Origin of the sequence: Natrinema saccharevitans (assembly GCF_001953745.1) — an archaeon.
Taxonomy (GTDB): domain Archaea; phylum Halobacteriota; class Halobacteria; order Halobacteriales; family Natrialbaceae; genus Natrinema; species Natrinema saccharevitans.
In genome coordinates, this window is the sequence record NZ_LWLN01000001.1 from 722,322 (window position 1) to 736,659 (window position 14,338).

A 14,338-nucleotide genomic window follows, 5' to 3' on the forward strand; every position below is an offset into this window, starting at 1 on the left:
GTTCGAACCCGGTCGAGACGCGCGATTTCCTCCCTCGAGCGGTCGAAGCACCGTCCTCGAGCCGTCCCCGGCGACGGGCTCGAGCCGTCTCGACCCCAGCACAGCCGATTTGGTATCGTCGTAATTCATTTATCAACCGGCAACGACCGGCCCGCGGTGGCGCCGCTCCGGCGGCCATCGGGTACCGGCTCCGTCAGCTAACCGGTCTGCTGAGCCGCTGTGCCCTCCGTGTCAGTCTGCACCGATCGGATCGTCGACTACGTCCACGGGAAAGAGCGCAAGGGGAACCTCGAGGTCCTTTCAGTTGCGGAGTTCGAGTCGCGACTGGTCGCCGGGGAATCGCCCGTCACATATCGATAGTCGGATCGTCGGTCAGCGGGTCGCTTCGCTCCTGACTTGCGTTGTTCGTCGCAGAAAGAGCCGGTGGAGGGATTTGAACCACGGTCGCAGCGAAGCTGCTCCCTGATTCAAATCCCTTCAGAACGTACTCCCGGCTCACGGATTTGTTCGCCGGAAGAAAGCCGGTGGAGGGATTTGAACCCTCGACCTAATCCTTACGAAGGATTCGCTCTGCCAGTCTGAGCTACACCGGCGCGAACGCATTCATTGGTAGGACCGATACCGGCCATAAGGGTTGCGAATCGAGCCGGTCGTGGGAGGGAGTTACGCGCCCGAGCGGTCCCGACGAGTCGGCACGTCACCGCTCGAGGCGGACGTCCAGACAGACGTTCAGTTCGTGGGGGGCATACGAGCGGACGGTGTGGCGGGTCTCGACGGTGACGTCGTACTCGGGTTCGGCGGCCGCGCGGATTGCCCGCTCACCGGGCCCGAACGGGTCGTCCTCGTGCTGGATGTCGTAGTAGTGGAGGGTGCAGTCGTCGCCGGCGACGATGACCGCCGACTCGAGGAACTCGTCGGCGCTGTGAGGGAGGTTCATCACGAGGCGGTCGGCCCAGTCCGCGTACTCCGTCGCGACCTCGCGGACGTCGTCGTTGATGGTGGTCACCCGGTCCGCGACGCCGTTCCGGCGGGCGTTCTCGCGGAGGTATTCGACGGCGTCGGGGTTGAGATCGACCCCGACGCAGGTCGCGCCGCGTTTCGCGAACGGGATCACGAAGGGGCCGACGCCGGCGAACATGTCGAAGGCGCGCTCGCTTGCGGCTTGCGGGCCCTGCCCGCTCGCACGTTCCGAGGCCCGGTGCGCCTCGCTGACCTGCTCGGCCACGCGATGCCGTTCCGTCGCGAGCCGCGGCGAGAAGTAGACCTCGGCGAGGTCTAACAGGAACTCACAGCCGTACTCGCGGTGGACGACCTCGGTGTTTTCGCCCGCGAGCAGCTCCCAGTCACGGACCCGCGTCTCGCCTTTGACTTTCGAGGCCTTGTTCAGCACCGTCTCGACGGGGAGGTCCGACTCGAGGATCGCGTCCGCGATCGCCCGCGCGTGCTCGGGGTCGTCCTCGTCGATGAGTGCGGCCTCTCCGAGACGTTCGTAGGTGGGGTCGAACTCGAGCAGGTCCGCGGGCGTCGTTTGCTGCTCGCGTTCGCTGACCGTCCGCGAGACGATCTCGCCGTCCGCGAGCAGGGCAGCGGCGGCGTCGGGGTCGGCGACGGGGATGTAGAGCCACCCGTCCTCGACGGCGATCTCGTAGTCGTCGTCGATCAGGTCCGCGTCGGCAAGCGCCGATCGCGTCGCTTCCCCCTCCTCGCGAGCGACGCGGACGCACGGAACTTCCATATTCGCACTGGCCGGTGGGCCGCCGTAACGCTGACGTTTTGGCGGCTCGAGATCGATATAAATCAATAATCGCGATAGGAATTGAGAGGGAATTCTGTGAGTAGAGAGACCGGTATAGCAGTTACTCCGACACCGGTCGTGATGTCGCGGTCGTCCCATCGGTGACGACCGCACGGCTGCGAGCGGCGTCACGTCGTCCTGTCCGGCAGTATCAGCGTTGCGAGGCGACCTCGTCGAACAATCTGCTGACCCGGTCGTCGATCTCGTCTCGGATCTGGTCGATCTCGGTCGCCGATTTCCCATCCGGATCGTCGAGGCCCCAGTCGCGGTTTTCACCCGCCCATCCGGCCGGACACACGTCCTCGGCAGAACACCCCATCGTGACGACGTACTCGCTTTCTTGGATCTCCTCGAACGTAATCTCTCGAGGCGTCCGGTCCGAAATATCGATTCCGACTGCGGACATCGCTCGAACGACCCCGTCGTGAACGTGGTCGGCGGGGTGGGTTCCGCCAGTCACGAGGTCGACATCGTCCGATAATCCCCGATCCGTGACCTCCCGCTGGGCGAACGCGTAGGCCATCTGTGACCGGCCGGCGTTCTGGACACAGACGAAGGCGATACGGATCGGTTCCGACGGATCGGTCATTCGTTCTCACCCGCACGCACTGTCGCGTGTTCTGTGATTTGCTCGTGGACACGTAGCGAGTCACCGACGTGGGTCGGGCCCGTCTCGTGGCCGCTGTTCGCGGACGAGCGGCCGTATCCGCTCGCGTCGAGTTGCGCTGCCCGTTCGAAGCTACGGGCCGTAGCGGCTGCGGCCGAGTGACTGCCGTCAGTCGGTGCCAGTCGTATACCGGCGGTCATGTCAGTCATCCTCCGTGACCGGGTCGGATCCGCTGCTACCGGAACTAGACGGTTTCGTACTCTCGAGCTGTCCCGTCGTGTGGCCGGCCCAGTCGAGTCGGCGCTGGAACCACAGTGCGACGTACACGAGCGAGAGCAGGACGGGCACCTCGATCAGCGGGCCGATGACCGTCGCGAAGGCGACGCCGGATCCGACGCCAAACACCGCCGTCGCGACGGCGATTGCGAGTTCGAAGTTGTTCGAGGCCGCAGTGAAGCCGATCGCGGTCGTCGTCGAGTAGTCGGCTCCGATTCCGTGGCCCATCCCGAAGCTGACGAAGAACATCACCACGAAGTAGATCGTCAGCGGGACGGCGAGCAGCAGGACGTCACTGGGCTGGCCGACGATGCGTTCGCCTTGCATCGCGAACATCACGACGACGGTGAAAAGCAGCGCGATCAACGTCAGCGGGTCGATCGTCGGCACGAACTCCTCCTCGTACCACTCGACACCTTTCGTATGCGTCCCGACGGCGCGCGAGACGATGCCCGCGGCGAAGGGGATCCCGAGGAAGATCGCGATCGCAGTGAAGACTTCCCACGGGCCGATGTTGAAGGAGTCGATACCCGCTGCGAGTTCCTCGAGTCCCAGCAGGTCGGGGACGAACAACGCGAAGAACCAGACGTAGACGCCGTAGGTGAAGATCTGGAAGACGCTGTTGAACGCGACCAGCCCCGCGGCGTACTCGCTGGAGCCGTCGGCGAGTTCGTTCCACACCAAGACCATCGCGATACAGCGGGCCATCCCGATGAACACCAGCCCGAGGAAGAACTCCGGTCGGGCAGGCAGCCCCGGCGTGATGCCGCTGAAGAAGACGATCGCCAGCGCGAACATCACGGTCGGGCCGATCAGCCAGTTCTGGACGAGGCTCAGCCCGAGTACCGTCACGTTCTTGAAGACGGTCGGCAACTGGCCGTAGTTGACCTTCGCCAGCGGCGGATACATCATCAGGATGAGTCCGATCTCCACGAGGTGAAGGTCCTGAATGGGTTGGGTCACCGACGGGGCGACGTAGCCGAGGCCGACGCCGACGAACATCGCGCCGAAGATCCAGACGGTCAGATACTTATCAAGGAAGTCCATCGACCGCGGATCCCCGCAGTCCGGACAGCCGCAGTCCGGGCCGTGTTCGTGTTCGACGTTACTCATCGATAGTCACGCTCCCTTCGAGGACGGTGACGAGTGCCACCGCGCGGTTGGTCGCCCGGTACTTCTTCCAGCGGCCATCCTTCCAACTCTCGACGAGGCCGGCGTCGACGAGCGCCGAGAGGGCGTGGCTGAGCCCGCTCTCGGTCACGTCGACGACGGCGTTCAGTTCGCAGACGCAGAGTTCTTCTTCGGCTGCGACGAGTACGCGTACGAGGGTATAGCGCGTCTCGTTGGCCAGCGCCGAAAGAACGTCGAGTTCCGCCTCCGCCTGTGCCGTCCCGAGTCCGGCCTCGAGCGTGCTGAGTTCGTCCAGTCGTCGCTCGACATCCTCGCTGCGACACTCTCCGAGTTCGTCGTCGAGATAGCGTTGGAGTCGGTTCGTCGCTTGTGCCATCGAGAGATACTTGATTAGATATTCAATTAACTGTTTTGTTTGAGGATCAGCTAAGGGGGTGGATCCATACTCGAAGCGCGATTGGGTGCTGAATGCGATCGCTATCGATTACATCTCGACGTTCGGCAAGGAAATTGCCGAGATAATAGTTGTCTATATTTTCAACTATATTCGTAGTGCGATCGCGGGAACGCCGATACTGTCTTGATCGGAGACCGCTCGTCGTCGATCAGTTCGCGGTCGTGTCGGCGGTTCGGCGATTCCCGAAGTCGGTCGGGCCGTCGCCGGAAACGGTTTGCCGCCGGGAGCCGAACCCGATCGTTGAATGCGCGGAACGCGACTCACGACCGTCGAAACGGTCCACGAGGACCGATCGTGGCTCTTTACGATTCGCGATCAGTACGGCGAACCCGACGAGGCGATTCTAGTCCCCTGTAGAGCGGGGGTCGAAGCGTGGATCAATCGCTGTACCCACGAGGCCCAGCGATTCGACACGGGCCGGGGGGCAGCGATTCGGGACGGACAGATCATCTGCCCGAAACACGGATCGATGTTCGACAGCTGCTCGGGTTACTGCGACAACGGCGAGGCGGCCGATACGACGCTGCCGTCCGTCGGCGTGACCGTCGAAGACGGCGTCGTCTACCTGACCGACGACGATTTCACCTTCGCCCACGAAGGCGCGATCGACGACGAAGACGACGAGGACGACGGTCCGTCGTCGACCTCACACATCGGGTTCTGAACGGTTCGCGCCGTCCACGACCGGAACCGTCGTCTCGAAAACGTATTCCGCGAGCTACGACTACGGCCTCGTATGCTCACGTTCATCGGCCTCGGACTCTACGACGAGCGGTCGATCACCGTCGAGGGCCGGGAGGCCCTCCGGGCGGCCGACCGCGCCTACGCCGAGTTCTACACCAGCGAACTGATCGGGACGACGATCGAGGACCTCGAGTCTCACCACGACACGGCGATCGAAGTCCGGGACCGCGCGGGCGTCGAACAGCATCCCGAAGACATGCTCGAGGCGGCGGAGACCGAGGACGTGGCCTTTCTCACCGCGGGCGACACGATGATCTCGACGACTCACGTCGACCTGCGCCTGCGGGCCCACGACCGCGGGATCGAGACGCGGGTGATCCACGGCGTCACGGCCCAGACGGCCACCAGCGCGCTGACCGGACTCCAGAACTACCGGTTCGGGAAGGCGACGACGCTGCCCTTTCCCTACGCCCACGGCGCCGACGGCCTGCCCGCGAGCGTGACCGAGACGACCGATTCGAACCGGGCGGACGGGCTCCACACGATCGTCTACCTCGATATTAAGATCGGCCACGAGCGGACCGACGAGGACGAGTACATGACCGCCGACGTCGGGGCCGAGTTGCTCGCCGAGGAATACCCCGATCTCGTCGGCGTCGTCGTCGCCCGCGCGGGCAGCCCCGACCCGATCGTCGAGGCCGGCACCATGACCGAACTCGCCGACCGGGAGTTCGGCGCCCCGCTGCATCTGCTGGTCGTGCCCGGCGAGTGTCACCTCCTCGAGGCCGACGCGCTCGAGGAACTGGCCGGGGCCGATCGGGACGCCCTCGATATCGCCTGACCGAGGGCAACGACGGGCCGGCCCGATAGCCGTCCCCGACTGACCGTGTTTCGATCGAAAACGGACGCCGGGAGACGGACGGTCGGTATCCTCGACCCGTCGGCGCTCGATGCTGAAGCGGCCCCGAAGTGGAACCCGGAGTCCTGAGCCCATACTGCCCGCGACCTCAGCCACCCAGCACCGACTCGAGCCGGTCGCGGAAGTCCCCCGGAACCTCGAGATGGGGCGCGTGGCCGGTGTTGCCGAAAACGACCTCCTCGAACTCGCCGCCGCGGTCGGCGTAGCGCTCGCAGACGGCGCGGGTCTGGTCGACCATCGGCTGGGGCGGGAAGACGTCCTCGCCGGGCCAGTCGGGGAGTTCGCCCATTCGGCCGAGCGTCCCCAGGTCGAACAGCGAGGCGTTCGAGACGATCTGATCCGAGTCACCGCGGATCCACAGCACGGGCGGCTTGGCGTCGGTGTCGATCTCGGTGACCCCCTCGAGGTCGCAGTATTTGGGCGAGATTGAGTTGTTCACCCCGGTTTCGCCGGGGGCGATGCCGGGCCAGTTGTCACTGGGGTTTGACGAGCCGGGGTAGTTCTCGTCTCCGGTCGCCGTGTCGAGCATCCCGGTCAGGTACGACTCCTCGCGCTCGGCGTCGAACTCGTGGGTCGGATCGACGTAGTAGGTCCGCAGGACCTTCCGCGGCGAGGTTCGGCCCTCGACGCCACGGTCACGGTCGGCAAGTCCCGCGACGAAGGCATCGTTGCCGATCCCGCCGCCGGAGCCGGCGTGGTCGTCGAAACACGGCGTTCCCTCGAGGTCTTTCGTCCCGCCGAAGCCGTACGGCGACAGCGGGTTGACGAGGACGAGGGCCGCGACCGCCTCGGGGTGGTCGATCGCGTACCGCATCGCGACCCCGCCGCCGTTGGACCAGCCGACGAGGACGACCGGCTCCGCGCGATCGAGTTCGCCGAGCAGCGCGTGCAGATCCCGCTCGAAGTCGCCGAGCCCGTTCGTCGCGTCGACCGGTTTCGGCTCCGAGTCGCCGTACCCCCGGATGTCGGGTGCGATCGCCCGATGCCGACCGGGCAGGTCGGCCATCACGTCCTCGAAGAACCGCGAGGAGGAGACGTTTCCGTGGAGGAACACGACCGTCTCGCCCGCGTCCACAGTCCGGTCGGAATCCCCCGACTCGAGATAGTGGGTCCCCAATCGCCCCGTTTCGACGAACCGTGAGTCGACCCCGACGAGGGTGTCGTCTCGAGTCATGGCCGCCGGTACCACGGCCCCCATGATAACTCTCGGGCCGGAACAGGGTTCCGACTCGCCGTCGGGGGCGGGCTCACACGGTTTACTGTCAGTCAGTCCCGGTGACAATAATCCGCATCAATCGTCCGCCGTCACGCCGTCAGGAGACCGCCGGCCGGAGCGACGACGGAGCGTCCCGCCGATGAGGGCGGCGACCGCGGCACAGGCGGCGACGACGAACAGCACGGTCGGCGTCGATCGCGTCAGGACGAACCCGGCCAGCGACGAGCCGACCGCGCCGACGCCGAAGATCGCCGTGTACGAGTAGCCGAAGGAGAGCCCCCGCGCGTCGGCCGGCGTGTACGCCGAGATCGCCTCCTGATTGATCGGGGCGATGATGAAGGTGAGAAAGCCGAGGGTACCCCCGACGGCCGCCGCGGCGAGGGCGGGCCCCAGCAGCAGGACGGCAACGGCCTGTCAGCCGACGAACGCGAGCGCCACCGCCGCGAGAGCAGGGCCCCGGTCGCGACGCCGACGTTGCCCACAGCGCCGTGGTATGCGAACGCGGTCCCCTGGGCTTTCGTCCCGCGGCTGAGCAGCGCCAGTCCGGCCGGGTGATAGAGGCTCGCGGCGAGCCCTCACAACAGGAGCCCGGCGGTCAGCACGGCGATCGTCTGCGCGACGGCGACGACCGCGAACGCCGCACCCATGCCGAGCGAGCACGCCAGCACGAGCGCCTTGGAACTGACTCGGTCGGCGAGCAGGCCGCTCGGGAGTTCGCCGACCCCCACGAGGGCGTAGCTCGCGCCGACGGCGGCCCCCAGAAACGCCGGTGTCGTCGAGAAAGCCTCGAGCCAGATGGCGACGAAGATCGGAATCACCAGCTCGTAGGTGTGAAACGTAGCGTGGCCGAGCATGGCGAAGGCCGTCACGGCTCGATCGTTCCGAGCCATGCGGTGTCGGGCGACCCCGCGCTACTAAAAACGGCGAGTGAGCCCCGTTACAGGCGGTCGATAATCGCCGCGGTCACGTCCTCGGTGGAGGCGTCACCGCCCAGATCCGGCGTTCGCGGCCCGTCGGCCAGCGTGGCCTCGACGGCATCGTGGACGCGGTCGCTCGCCTCGTCGTAGCCCAGGTACTCGAGCAACATCGCCGCGGAAACGATCGTCGCGGCGGGGTTGGCGACGCCCTCGCCGGCGATGTCGGGCGCGGTGCCGTGGACGGGCTCGAAGAGGGCGCGGTCGGGGCCGATGTTGGCCGAGGGAAGCAGGCCCAGCCCGCCGACCAGTCCCGCGGCGAGGTCGGAGAGGACGTCGCCCGCGAGGTTCGGACAGACGACGACGTCGAACTGCTCGGGGTCGAGACAGACCCGCGTCGCGAAGGCGTCCATCAGCACCTGATCGGTCTCGACGCCGTGCTCGTCGGCGACGCCCTTGACCGTGTCGCGGAAGAGTCCGTCCGTCTCGCGCATGACGTTCGCCTTGTGGACGATCGAGAAGCCGTCGTGGTCGTCGCCGGCGACGTAGTCACAGGCGAACTCGGCGAGTCGCTCCGAGGCGGACTCCGTGACGACGCGGGTCAGCGTCGAGACGTCCTGGGTCAGTCGATCCTCGTGGCCCGCGTAGACGCCCTCGGTGTTCTCCCGGAGGAAAACGAGGTCGGTCTCGGGACGGACGGCGTCGACGCCGGGATAGGCCTTCGCCGGGCGGACGTTGACGAACGACTCGACCGCCTCCCGGAGCGGTAGGATGACGTCGGCGGCCGTGTTCCCGGCCGCGCCGAACAGCGTCGCGTCGGCCGACGCCGCCAGGTCGTAGGTCTCCTGGGGTAGCGCCTCGCCGGTTTCTTCCTTTACCGCGTCTCCGGCGTCCGCGTCGACGAACTCGAACTCGGGCTCGAGGGCTTCGAGTACCTCGACGGCGGCCGGCGTTACTTCCTGTCCGATTCCGTCGCCCGGGATGACGGCGATCTCGTGAGTCATGCCCAATCATCGTCGCGGGGCCGAAAAGAGGGTATCGATACCGGTATCATGCCACTCGCGGCTCGAGCCGACTGTCCCGACTCACTCGCCAATCAGGGGCTTCCGACGCCCGTCGAGAACCCCACCGCGTCGGCGATCGCGCGACGCTTGAGCAGGGCGAAGCCGACCGCCACCAGCCCGAAGCCGGCGACGGTCAGCGCGCCGATCTCCTCGCCCAGCAGGACGACGCTCGCGATCGTCGCGACGATCGGCACCAGATAGCCGATCAACGCCGCCTCGAACGCGCCGTATTCCGCGAGGACGCGAAAGTAGATCATGAAGGCGATCGCGGTCGCGAAGACGCCGAGATAGAGCAACGCACCGACCGAGACGGGGCCGACCACGTCGACGCTCGGCAACTCGCCGGCCGCGAGGCTGACCGCGTGCAAGACGAGCCCGCCGACGAGCATCGACCAGCCGACCAGCGGCAGTTGCTCGAGGGTCGGGCCGGCCCGCTGGATCAACACGCCGCCGAGCGCGACGCTGCAGACCTGCCCGACGATGAGCAACTGCGAGGCGGTGTCACCGGCCAGCAGGTTGGCCGGATCGGGCTGGATCACGAGGCCGACGCCCAGAAAGCCGATCGCCGCGCCGACGGCCCCGAGCGGCGAGAGCCGCTCGCCCAGCAGCGGGATCGCCCACAGCGCGGTGATGATCGGCACCAGTCCCTGCAAAATTGCGGCGACGCCGCTCGGAACCGTCTGCTGGCCCAGAAAGAGCAGGCCGTTGCCGGCGATGAGGAAGACGCCGCCGCCCGCGACCGCGAGCAGGTCGTTCCGTGCGGTCGGTCGCCACTTCTCGACCCGGACGACGGCCGCGGTCAACAACAGGACCGCCGCGATGTCGTACCGGGCGGCCGCAAAGAGCAGCGGCGGGAGATACTCGAGGCCGACCGAGATCGCGGGGAACGAAAATCCCCACAGGACGGCGAGCAACAGGAAAAGTCCCCCGTCGCGGAAACGAGACATACCCGTAGTTGGGCGCTGCCTCCGAAGTATCCCGCGATTTCGAGCCAGCCCGCGGCCGACGCGAGGAAGGAGACGACCGATAGTAGCTCTCGAAACGATTTACACATCGATCGTAGCGTTGTCCTGCGATCGGGTGTGCATTGACTTTCGAGAGCTACTATAGCCGAAACGTCGCGTCACGGACACGGACGCCGGTCGCTGTGCCCGACGAATCGCTCCGGACGGGCGTCAACACGCGGTGAAAACCCGACTCGAGGGAGACAGGTGATCGTCGACCGATTCCGACTGACGACCCGTTACTGCGCCCCGTCGATCACCGTCACTTCGTCGGGATCGGGGCCGAGTACGACGCGGTAGTCGCCGTACGCGAAGCGAACGGCGACGTCCCCGTTCGACTCGAGTACCGCGGCCAGTGCCTCGGGGTCGACGGCCTCGTACAGCGGTGGCAAGGCCGATCGATCACAGCCCTCACGGGCCGCGATACGTGACAGTGCCGTGGCGAGTGTTGGGTGCATGGTGATAGTTGGTGAGTTCGAAGACCGTCGTCGCGAACGCCGTTCCACAGTCCGGACACGTCGCCGGATCGTCGGTCGTCGCGAGACGGACGTCGGTACCACAGTCGCAGTGGATGGTGATTCTCGAGACCATGTGTCGTTCGGTTGCAGGCCCCGACACAGCGAAACACAATCCAGCGAGCCCGCCGGTCACAGTTACGACTGGGCGGCGGGACGTCGGCACATCTTTATTTCGCCAACGTCAATGGTGGATTGCTCCCGCTACGCGGGGGCCTCAGTTGAGTCGGAGTGTGTAGTTGGTCCTGGACACTCCGACTCGGCGCACTTTCGTGCGCATCCGTGTGTTACGCAACCAACCATAAAGAACGTTAGGATGTTGACTGGTTGGGCCGGGGTTGTCGTCCGGACCGTGAGTTTCCGGAGCGGACCGCGCGTTGTGCCTGTGACGGTATCCGACCCCAAGGACTCGATACCCTTCTTTCTCGAATCAACTTAGGGACAAAAACGAAACGACGCTCGAGCGAAGCGGCCACCTCGAGAAATTTCGTCGATCTCCCCGAACCTGTTGGGAGTTACGCGTGGGTTTCGAAGCCGTTCGCCTCGAGTAATCTGTCTCTTTCTCGTGGAATCTACTCACGAATACATTAAATAAGAAAAATATTTATAGTACAAGTAAAATATGTTCTCTAACCGGATGGATTTCAGCCGACGAAAACTCCTCGGAACAGTCGCTGTCGGACTTGTATCGAGTACTGCTGGTTGTACCTCGCGACTAATTCCCGAAGATGTTCACTTAGTTTACATATCCATAATAAATATGCATAATGAACGTGTAGATGTAACAGTAACGGTACGTGCTGCCAAGTCAGAACCAGTGGCTGAAACGATAACGCTCGAGTCGACTCAACGCGGACAGGACATGGATGAGACACCGCTCCCACCGTATCAAGAGTACGTCCCTGCTATTTGGGAGGAGAAAGCGGAGTATTTCGAAGTGACGGGAGAACTCAGTGGAGTAAACGAACAGTTCTCTACAGTTGGTGAGGCAACCGAAGAAAGCAATTATATCGGACTATACGGGCACGTCCATCCTAGTGGTGAGTCACTGATCTGGTCGGTTGAGCGGATCGATGCTAAAAACGTTCCAGAATATCGAGAGGAAGTTAGCCGTTTTACAAACAGTTCGCGGTAACACCATACTATTTGAAGTTTCAGGCGTAGTTTCCGATAGGACTGTGCCGTCCATATTAGGAGTGTTCGCGGTACGGATGCAGGGAACTCACCGCGGAAATTCGCATATTTTCTCCGATAGCACTCTCGCAGGTAAGCTTTGATACAGCCACACGGACCCGGATTACGGAACTCGAGCCACCCCGAAAAGAGACGATCCCAGTTCACTCGAGTCGGCTAGAGTGTGTCTCGATCGAAAATCGCACTCGATCGGGTCGAGGACTGAGACTATTCGGCTTCCGGAATCGCCGCGTCGTCGACGTAGGGCAGTTCGCGAGCCGTCTCGCGGACCGCGCCGGCGTTTGACTTCATCAGCGCCGTCGTGTCCCAGACGCCCTCGACGAGGGCCTTGCGCTGGGCGTCGTCGACGGTGACGTCGATCGTCTCGTCGCCGTAGGTGACTTCCTCGGCCTCGATGTCGATTTCGATCTCGCCGTCGGGGTTCTCGTCAACCCAGTCCTGCAGGGCCTCGATCGTCTCGCTGTCGGCCGTGACGGTCGGGATCCCGAGCGCCAGACAGTTGCCGGCGAAGATCTCGGCGAAGCTCTCGCCGATGATCGCGTCGATGCCCCAGCGCATCAGCGCCTGCGGGGCGTGTTCGCGCGAGGAGCCACAGCCGAAGTTGCTGTTGACGACCATCACCGAGGAGTCCTGATAGCGGTCCTCGTTGAACGGGTGCTCTTTCTGGTTGTCGTCGTCGTCGAACCGCAGATCGAAGAACGCGAACTCGCCCAGCCCGTCGAAGGTGACGACCTTCATGAAGCGGGCGGGGATGATCTGGTCGGTGTCGATGTCGTTGCCTCGGATCGGGACGCCCGAGCCGGCGACGGAGTCGACCTCCGGAATCTCGATTTCGTCGCCCATCAGGCGGTCACCTCCGTTTCCGGCAGCTCTCGAACGTCGGTCACTTCGCCGGTGATCGCCGCCGTGGCGACCATCTGCGGGTTCATCAACACCGTGCGGCCGGCCTTCGAGCCCTGTCGGCCGACGAAGTTCCGATTCGAGGAGGAGGCACAGGCCTCGTCGCCCTCGAGCTGGTCCTCGTTCATGCCCAGACACATCGAACAGCCGGCGTTGCGCCACTCGAAGCCGGCCTCCTCGAAGGTGTCTTTGAGCCCTTCCTCCTCGGCGGCCTTCTGGACGCGCTGGCTGCCGGGGACGACCATCGCGCGGACGTCGTCGTCGACCTCCCGTCCCTCGACGATCCGGGCGGCGCGTCGCAAGTCGGGCAGGCGGGCGTTCGTACAGGAACCGAGGAAGGCCACGTCGATGTCGTAGCCCTCCATCGTCTCGCCGGGCTCGACGCGCATGTGTTCCTGTGCGCGTCGGGCGGTGTCCTGTTTCTCCGCGGGCAGCGACTCCGGCTCCGGGATCGGATCCGTGATGCCGATCCCCTGGCCGGGCGTGGTCCCCCAGGTGACGACCGGCTCGAGTTCGTCGGCGTCGATGTGAACGACGTCGTCGTACTCGGCGTCCTCGTCGCTCCGGATCGACTCCCAGTAGGGTTTGAGTTCGTCGAACTTCTCCGGGTTCTCCCGGAAGTAGTCGGTCTCTTCCAGCCACTCGTAGGTGGTCTCGTCGGGGTTGACATAGCCCGCGCGAGCGCCGCCCTCGATGGACATGTTACAGATCGACATCCGGCCTTCCATCCCGAGGCTCTCGATGGCTTCGCCGGCGTACTCGTAGACGTAGCCGACGCCGCCCTCGGTGCCCAGCCGGCGGATGATCTCGAGGATGACGTCCTTGGCCTCGACGCCGTCGCCGAGTTCGCCGTCGACCTGGATCTTGCGGACCTTCTGTTTCTCCATGGCGACGGTTCCCGTCGCGAGCACGTCGCGGATCTGGGAGGTCCCGATGCCGAAGGCGAGCGCGCCGAAGGCACCGTGGGTCGAGGTGTGGCTGTCGCCACAGACGATCGTCTTGCCGGGCTGGGTCAGTCCCTGCTCCGGTCCGATGACGTGGACGATCCCCTGATCGCCCGTCGTCGGGTCCGAGAAGTCGATGCCCGCCTCGCGGACGTTTTCCTCGAGTTCGGCCATCATCTCCTCGGCCGCGTCCTCCTCGTAGGGGCGGGACTGGTCGGCCGTCGGGACGATGTGATCGACCGTCGCGTGGGTCAGTTCGGGGTAGGCGACCTCGAGGTCCCGTTCGCGGAGCATGCCGAACGCTTGCGGGCTCGTGACCTCGTGGATGAGGTGGAGCCCGACGAACAGCTGATCCTGTCCGGTCGGCAGCGTGGTGACTTTGTGTCGGTCCCAGACCTTGTCGTACAGTGTGTCCTCGCTCATTCCTCTACTACCGTGTCGCTGTCGGAGCGTCGTCCGTGTTCGGTCCCGCGTTCGAAGACCCGGTTCGCATCGTCGGCCTCCTTCGGCGGCGTGTGGTCGACGTCGCGCATGGTCCCTTTCGTGTCGGCCCGTTCGTCGGTCTCGTCAGCGTCGTCGGGCTCGGTCGCATCGGGCGTGCCACCGTCCGCTGCGACGATCGGCCCGCGGCTGAACAGTCGACCGGCCGTCTCCCCGGTGTAGGGGTTGGTGTGGCTGATCTCGGCCATCGTATCCGTGTTGTCGTTTGCTGTCATGG

The 14,338-nt window shown here is 64.9% G+C and carries 17 protein-coding genes and 1 tRNA gene; 5 read left to right on the forward strand and 13 right to left on the reverse strand.

Annotated elements, in window-relative coordinates; translation table 11 throughout:
- Positions 1-228 precede the first annotated feature (228 nt).
- A complete protein-coding gene (locus A6E15_RS21635) occupies positions 229-360 on the forward strand; it encodes a hypothetical protein (RefSeq protein WP_277612875.1) in 132 nt (43 codons plus the stop codon).
- 159 nt (positions 361-519) lie between these two features.
- Here A6E15_RS21635 and A6E15_RS03765 read toward each other — a convergent pair.
- The 5 genes from A6E15_RS03765 to A6E15_RS03785 form a co-directional block, all read right to left on the reverse strand.
- Positions 520-593: transfer RNA gene (locus A6E15_RS03765), tRNA-Thr, on the reverse strand.
- A gap of 104 nt (positions 594-697) precedes the next feature.
- Positions 698-1,735, reverse strand: a complete 1,038-nt coding sequence (locus A6E15_RS03770; protein ID WP_076143791.1) for a class I SAM-dependent methyltransferase — start codon at positions 1,733-1,735, stop codon at positions 698-700.
- A 211-nt stretch (positions 1,736-1,946) separates the two neighbouring features.
- Positions 1,947-2,384 (reverse strand): arsenate-mycothiol transferase ArsC, encoded by a 438-nt coding sequence (locus A6E15_RS03775; protein WP_076143794.1) that lies wholly within the window; start codon positions 2,382-2,384, stop codon positions 1,947-1,949.
- 219 nt (positions 2,385-2,603) lie between these two features.
- Positions 2,604-3,791, reverse strand: coding sequence for an ACR3 family arsenite efflux transporter (arsB, locus tag A6E15_RS03780; RefSeq protein ID WP_076143796.1), 1,188 nt, complete (start codon positions 3,789-3,791; stop codon positions 2,604-2,606).
- Entirely contained in the window at positions 3,784-4,185 is a 402-nt protein-coding gene (locus tag A6E15_RS03785) for an ArsR/SmtB family transcription factor (RefSeq protein WP_076143798.1), read from the reverse strand. The genes arsB and A6E15_RS03785 overlap by 8 nt, the downstream gene beginning before the upstream one ends.
- A 325-nt stretch (positions 4,186-4,510) precedes the next feature.
- On the opposite strand from A6E15_RS03785, the gene A6E15_RS03790 reads away from it, so the two are divergent.
- Complete coding sequence (locus A6E15_RS03790; RefSeq protein WP_076143800.1) at positions 4,511-4,930, forward strand: Rieske (2Fe-2S) protein; 420 nt, start codon at positions 4,511-4,513, stop codon at positions 4,928-4,930.
- A 72-nt stretch (positions 4,931-5,002) separates the two neighbouring features.
- The gene (dph5, locus tag A6E15_RS03795; protein ID WP_076143802.1) at positions 5,003-5,791 is read left to right on the forward strand and encodes a diphthine synthase; all 789 of its coding nucleotides are present in this window, start codon (positions 5,003-5,005) and stop codon (positions 5,789-5,791) included.
- 166 nt (positions 5,792-5,957) lie between these two features.
- Here the strand turns inward: dph5 and A6E15_RS03800 are convergent, their stop codons facing one another.
- Complete coding sequence (locus tag A6E15_RS03800; protein ID WP_076143805.1) at positions 5,958-7,043, reverse strand: alpha/beta fold hydrolase; 1,086 nt, start codon at positions 7,041-7,043, stop codon at positions 5,958-5,960.
- Between the two features lie 181 nt (positions 7,044-7,224).
- Here A6E15_RS03800 and A6E15_RS21640 point away from each other — a divergent pair, with 181 nt between their 5' ends.
- The gene (locus tag A6E15_RS21640) at positions 7,225-7,350 is read left to right on the forward strand and encodes a hypothetical protein (RefSeq protein ID WP_277612876.1); all 126 of its coding nucleotides are present in this window, start codon (positions 7,225-7,227) and stop codon (positions 7,348-7,350) included.
- 310 nt (positions 7,351-7,660) lie between these two features.
- Here A6E15_RS21640 and A6E15_RS21325 read toward each other — a convergent pair whose 3' ends face one another.
- The 4 genes from A6E15_RS21325 to A6E15_RS03820 form a co-directional block, all read right to left on the reverse strand.
- Positions 7,661-7,975 carry an MFS transporter gene (locus tag A6E15_RS21325; protein WP_245800527.1) on the reverse strand — a complete coding sequence of 105 codons (315 nt, stop codon included), beginning with the start codon at positions 7,973-7,975 and terminating at the stop codon, positions 7,661-7,663.
- Between the two features lie 47 nt (positions 7,976-8,022).
- Positions 8,023-9,003, reverse strand: a complete 981-nt coding sequence (gene leuB / locus A6E15_RS03810) for a 3-isopropylmalate dehydrogenase (protein ID WP_076143807.1) — start codon at positions 9,001-9,003, stop codon at positions 8,023-8,025.
- A gap of 92 nt (positions 9,004-9,095) precedes the next feature.
- Complete coding sequence (locus A6E15_RS03815; protein ID WP_076143809.1) at positions 9,096-10,010, reverse strand: DMT family transporter; 915 nt, start codon at positions 10,008-10,010, stop codon at positions 9,096-9,098.
- A 296-nt stretch (positions 10,011-10,306) separates the two neighbouring features.
- Positions 10,307-10,525 carry a HalOD1 output domain-containing protein gene (locus A6E15_RS03820; protein WP_076143811.1) on the reverse strand — a complete coding sequence of 73 codons (219 nt, stop codon included), beginning with the start codon at positions 10,523-10,525 and terminating at the stop codon, positions 10,307-10,309.
- Between the two features lie 694 nt (positions 10,526-11,219).
- On the opposite strand from A6E15_RS03820, the gene A6E15_RS20230 reads away from it, so the two are divergent.
- Positions 11,220-11,717, forward strand: a complete 498-nt coding sequence (locus A6E15_RS20230; RefSeq protein WP_139326559.1) for a hypothetical protein — start codon at positions 11,220-11,222, stop codon at positions 11,715-11,717.
- 266 nt (positions 11,718-11,983) lie between these two features.
- On the opposite strand, the gene leuD is transcribed toward A6E15_RS20230, so the two are convergent.
- Genes leuD through A6E15_RS03840 form a run of 3 tightly spaced genes read right to left on the reverse strand, consistent with a single transcriptional unit; the run spans position 11,984 to position 14,336 of the window.
- Positions 11,984-12,619 (reverse strand): 3-isopropylmalate dehydratase small subunit, encoded by a 636-nt coding sequence (gene leuD, locus A6E15_RS03830; RefSeq protein WP_076143815.1) that lies wholly within the window; start codon positions 12,617-12,619, stop codon positions 11,984-11,986.
- The gene (gene leuC, locus A6E15_RS03835) at positions 12,619-14,043 is read right to left on the reverse strand and encodes a 3-isopropylmalate dehydratase large subunit (protein WP_076143817.1); all 1,425 of its coding nucleotides are present in this window, start codon (positions 14,041-14,043) and stop codon (positions 12,619-12,621) included. The genes leuD and leuC overlap by 1 nt, the downstream gene beginning before the upstream one ends.
- The gene (locus A6E15_RS03840) at positions 14,040-14,336 is read right to left on the reverse strand and encodes a hypothetical protein (protein WP_076143819.1); all 297 of its coding nucleotides are present in this window, start codon (positions 14,334-14,336) and stop codon (positions 14,040-14,042) included. Before A6E15_RS03840 ends, leuC begins: the two co-directional genes overlap by 4 nt.
- Positions 14,337-14,338: the final 2 nt, after the last annotated feature.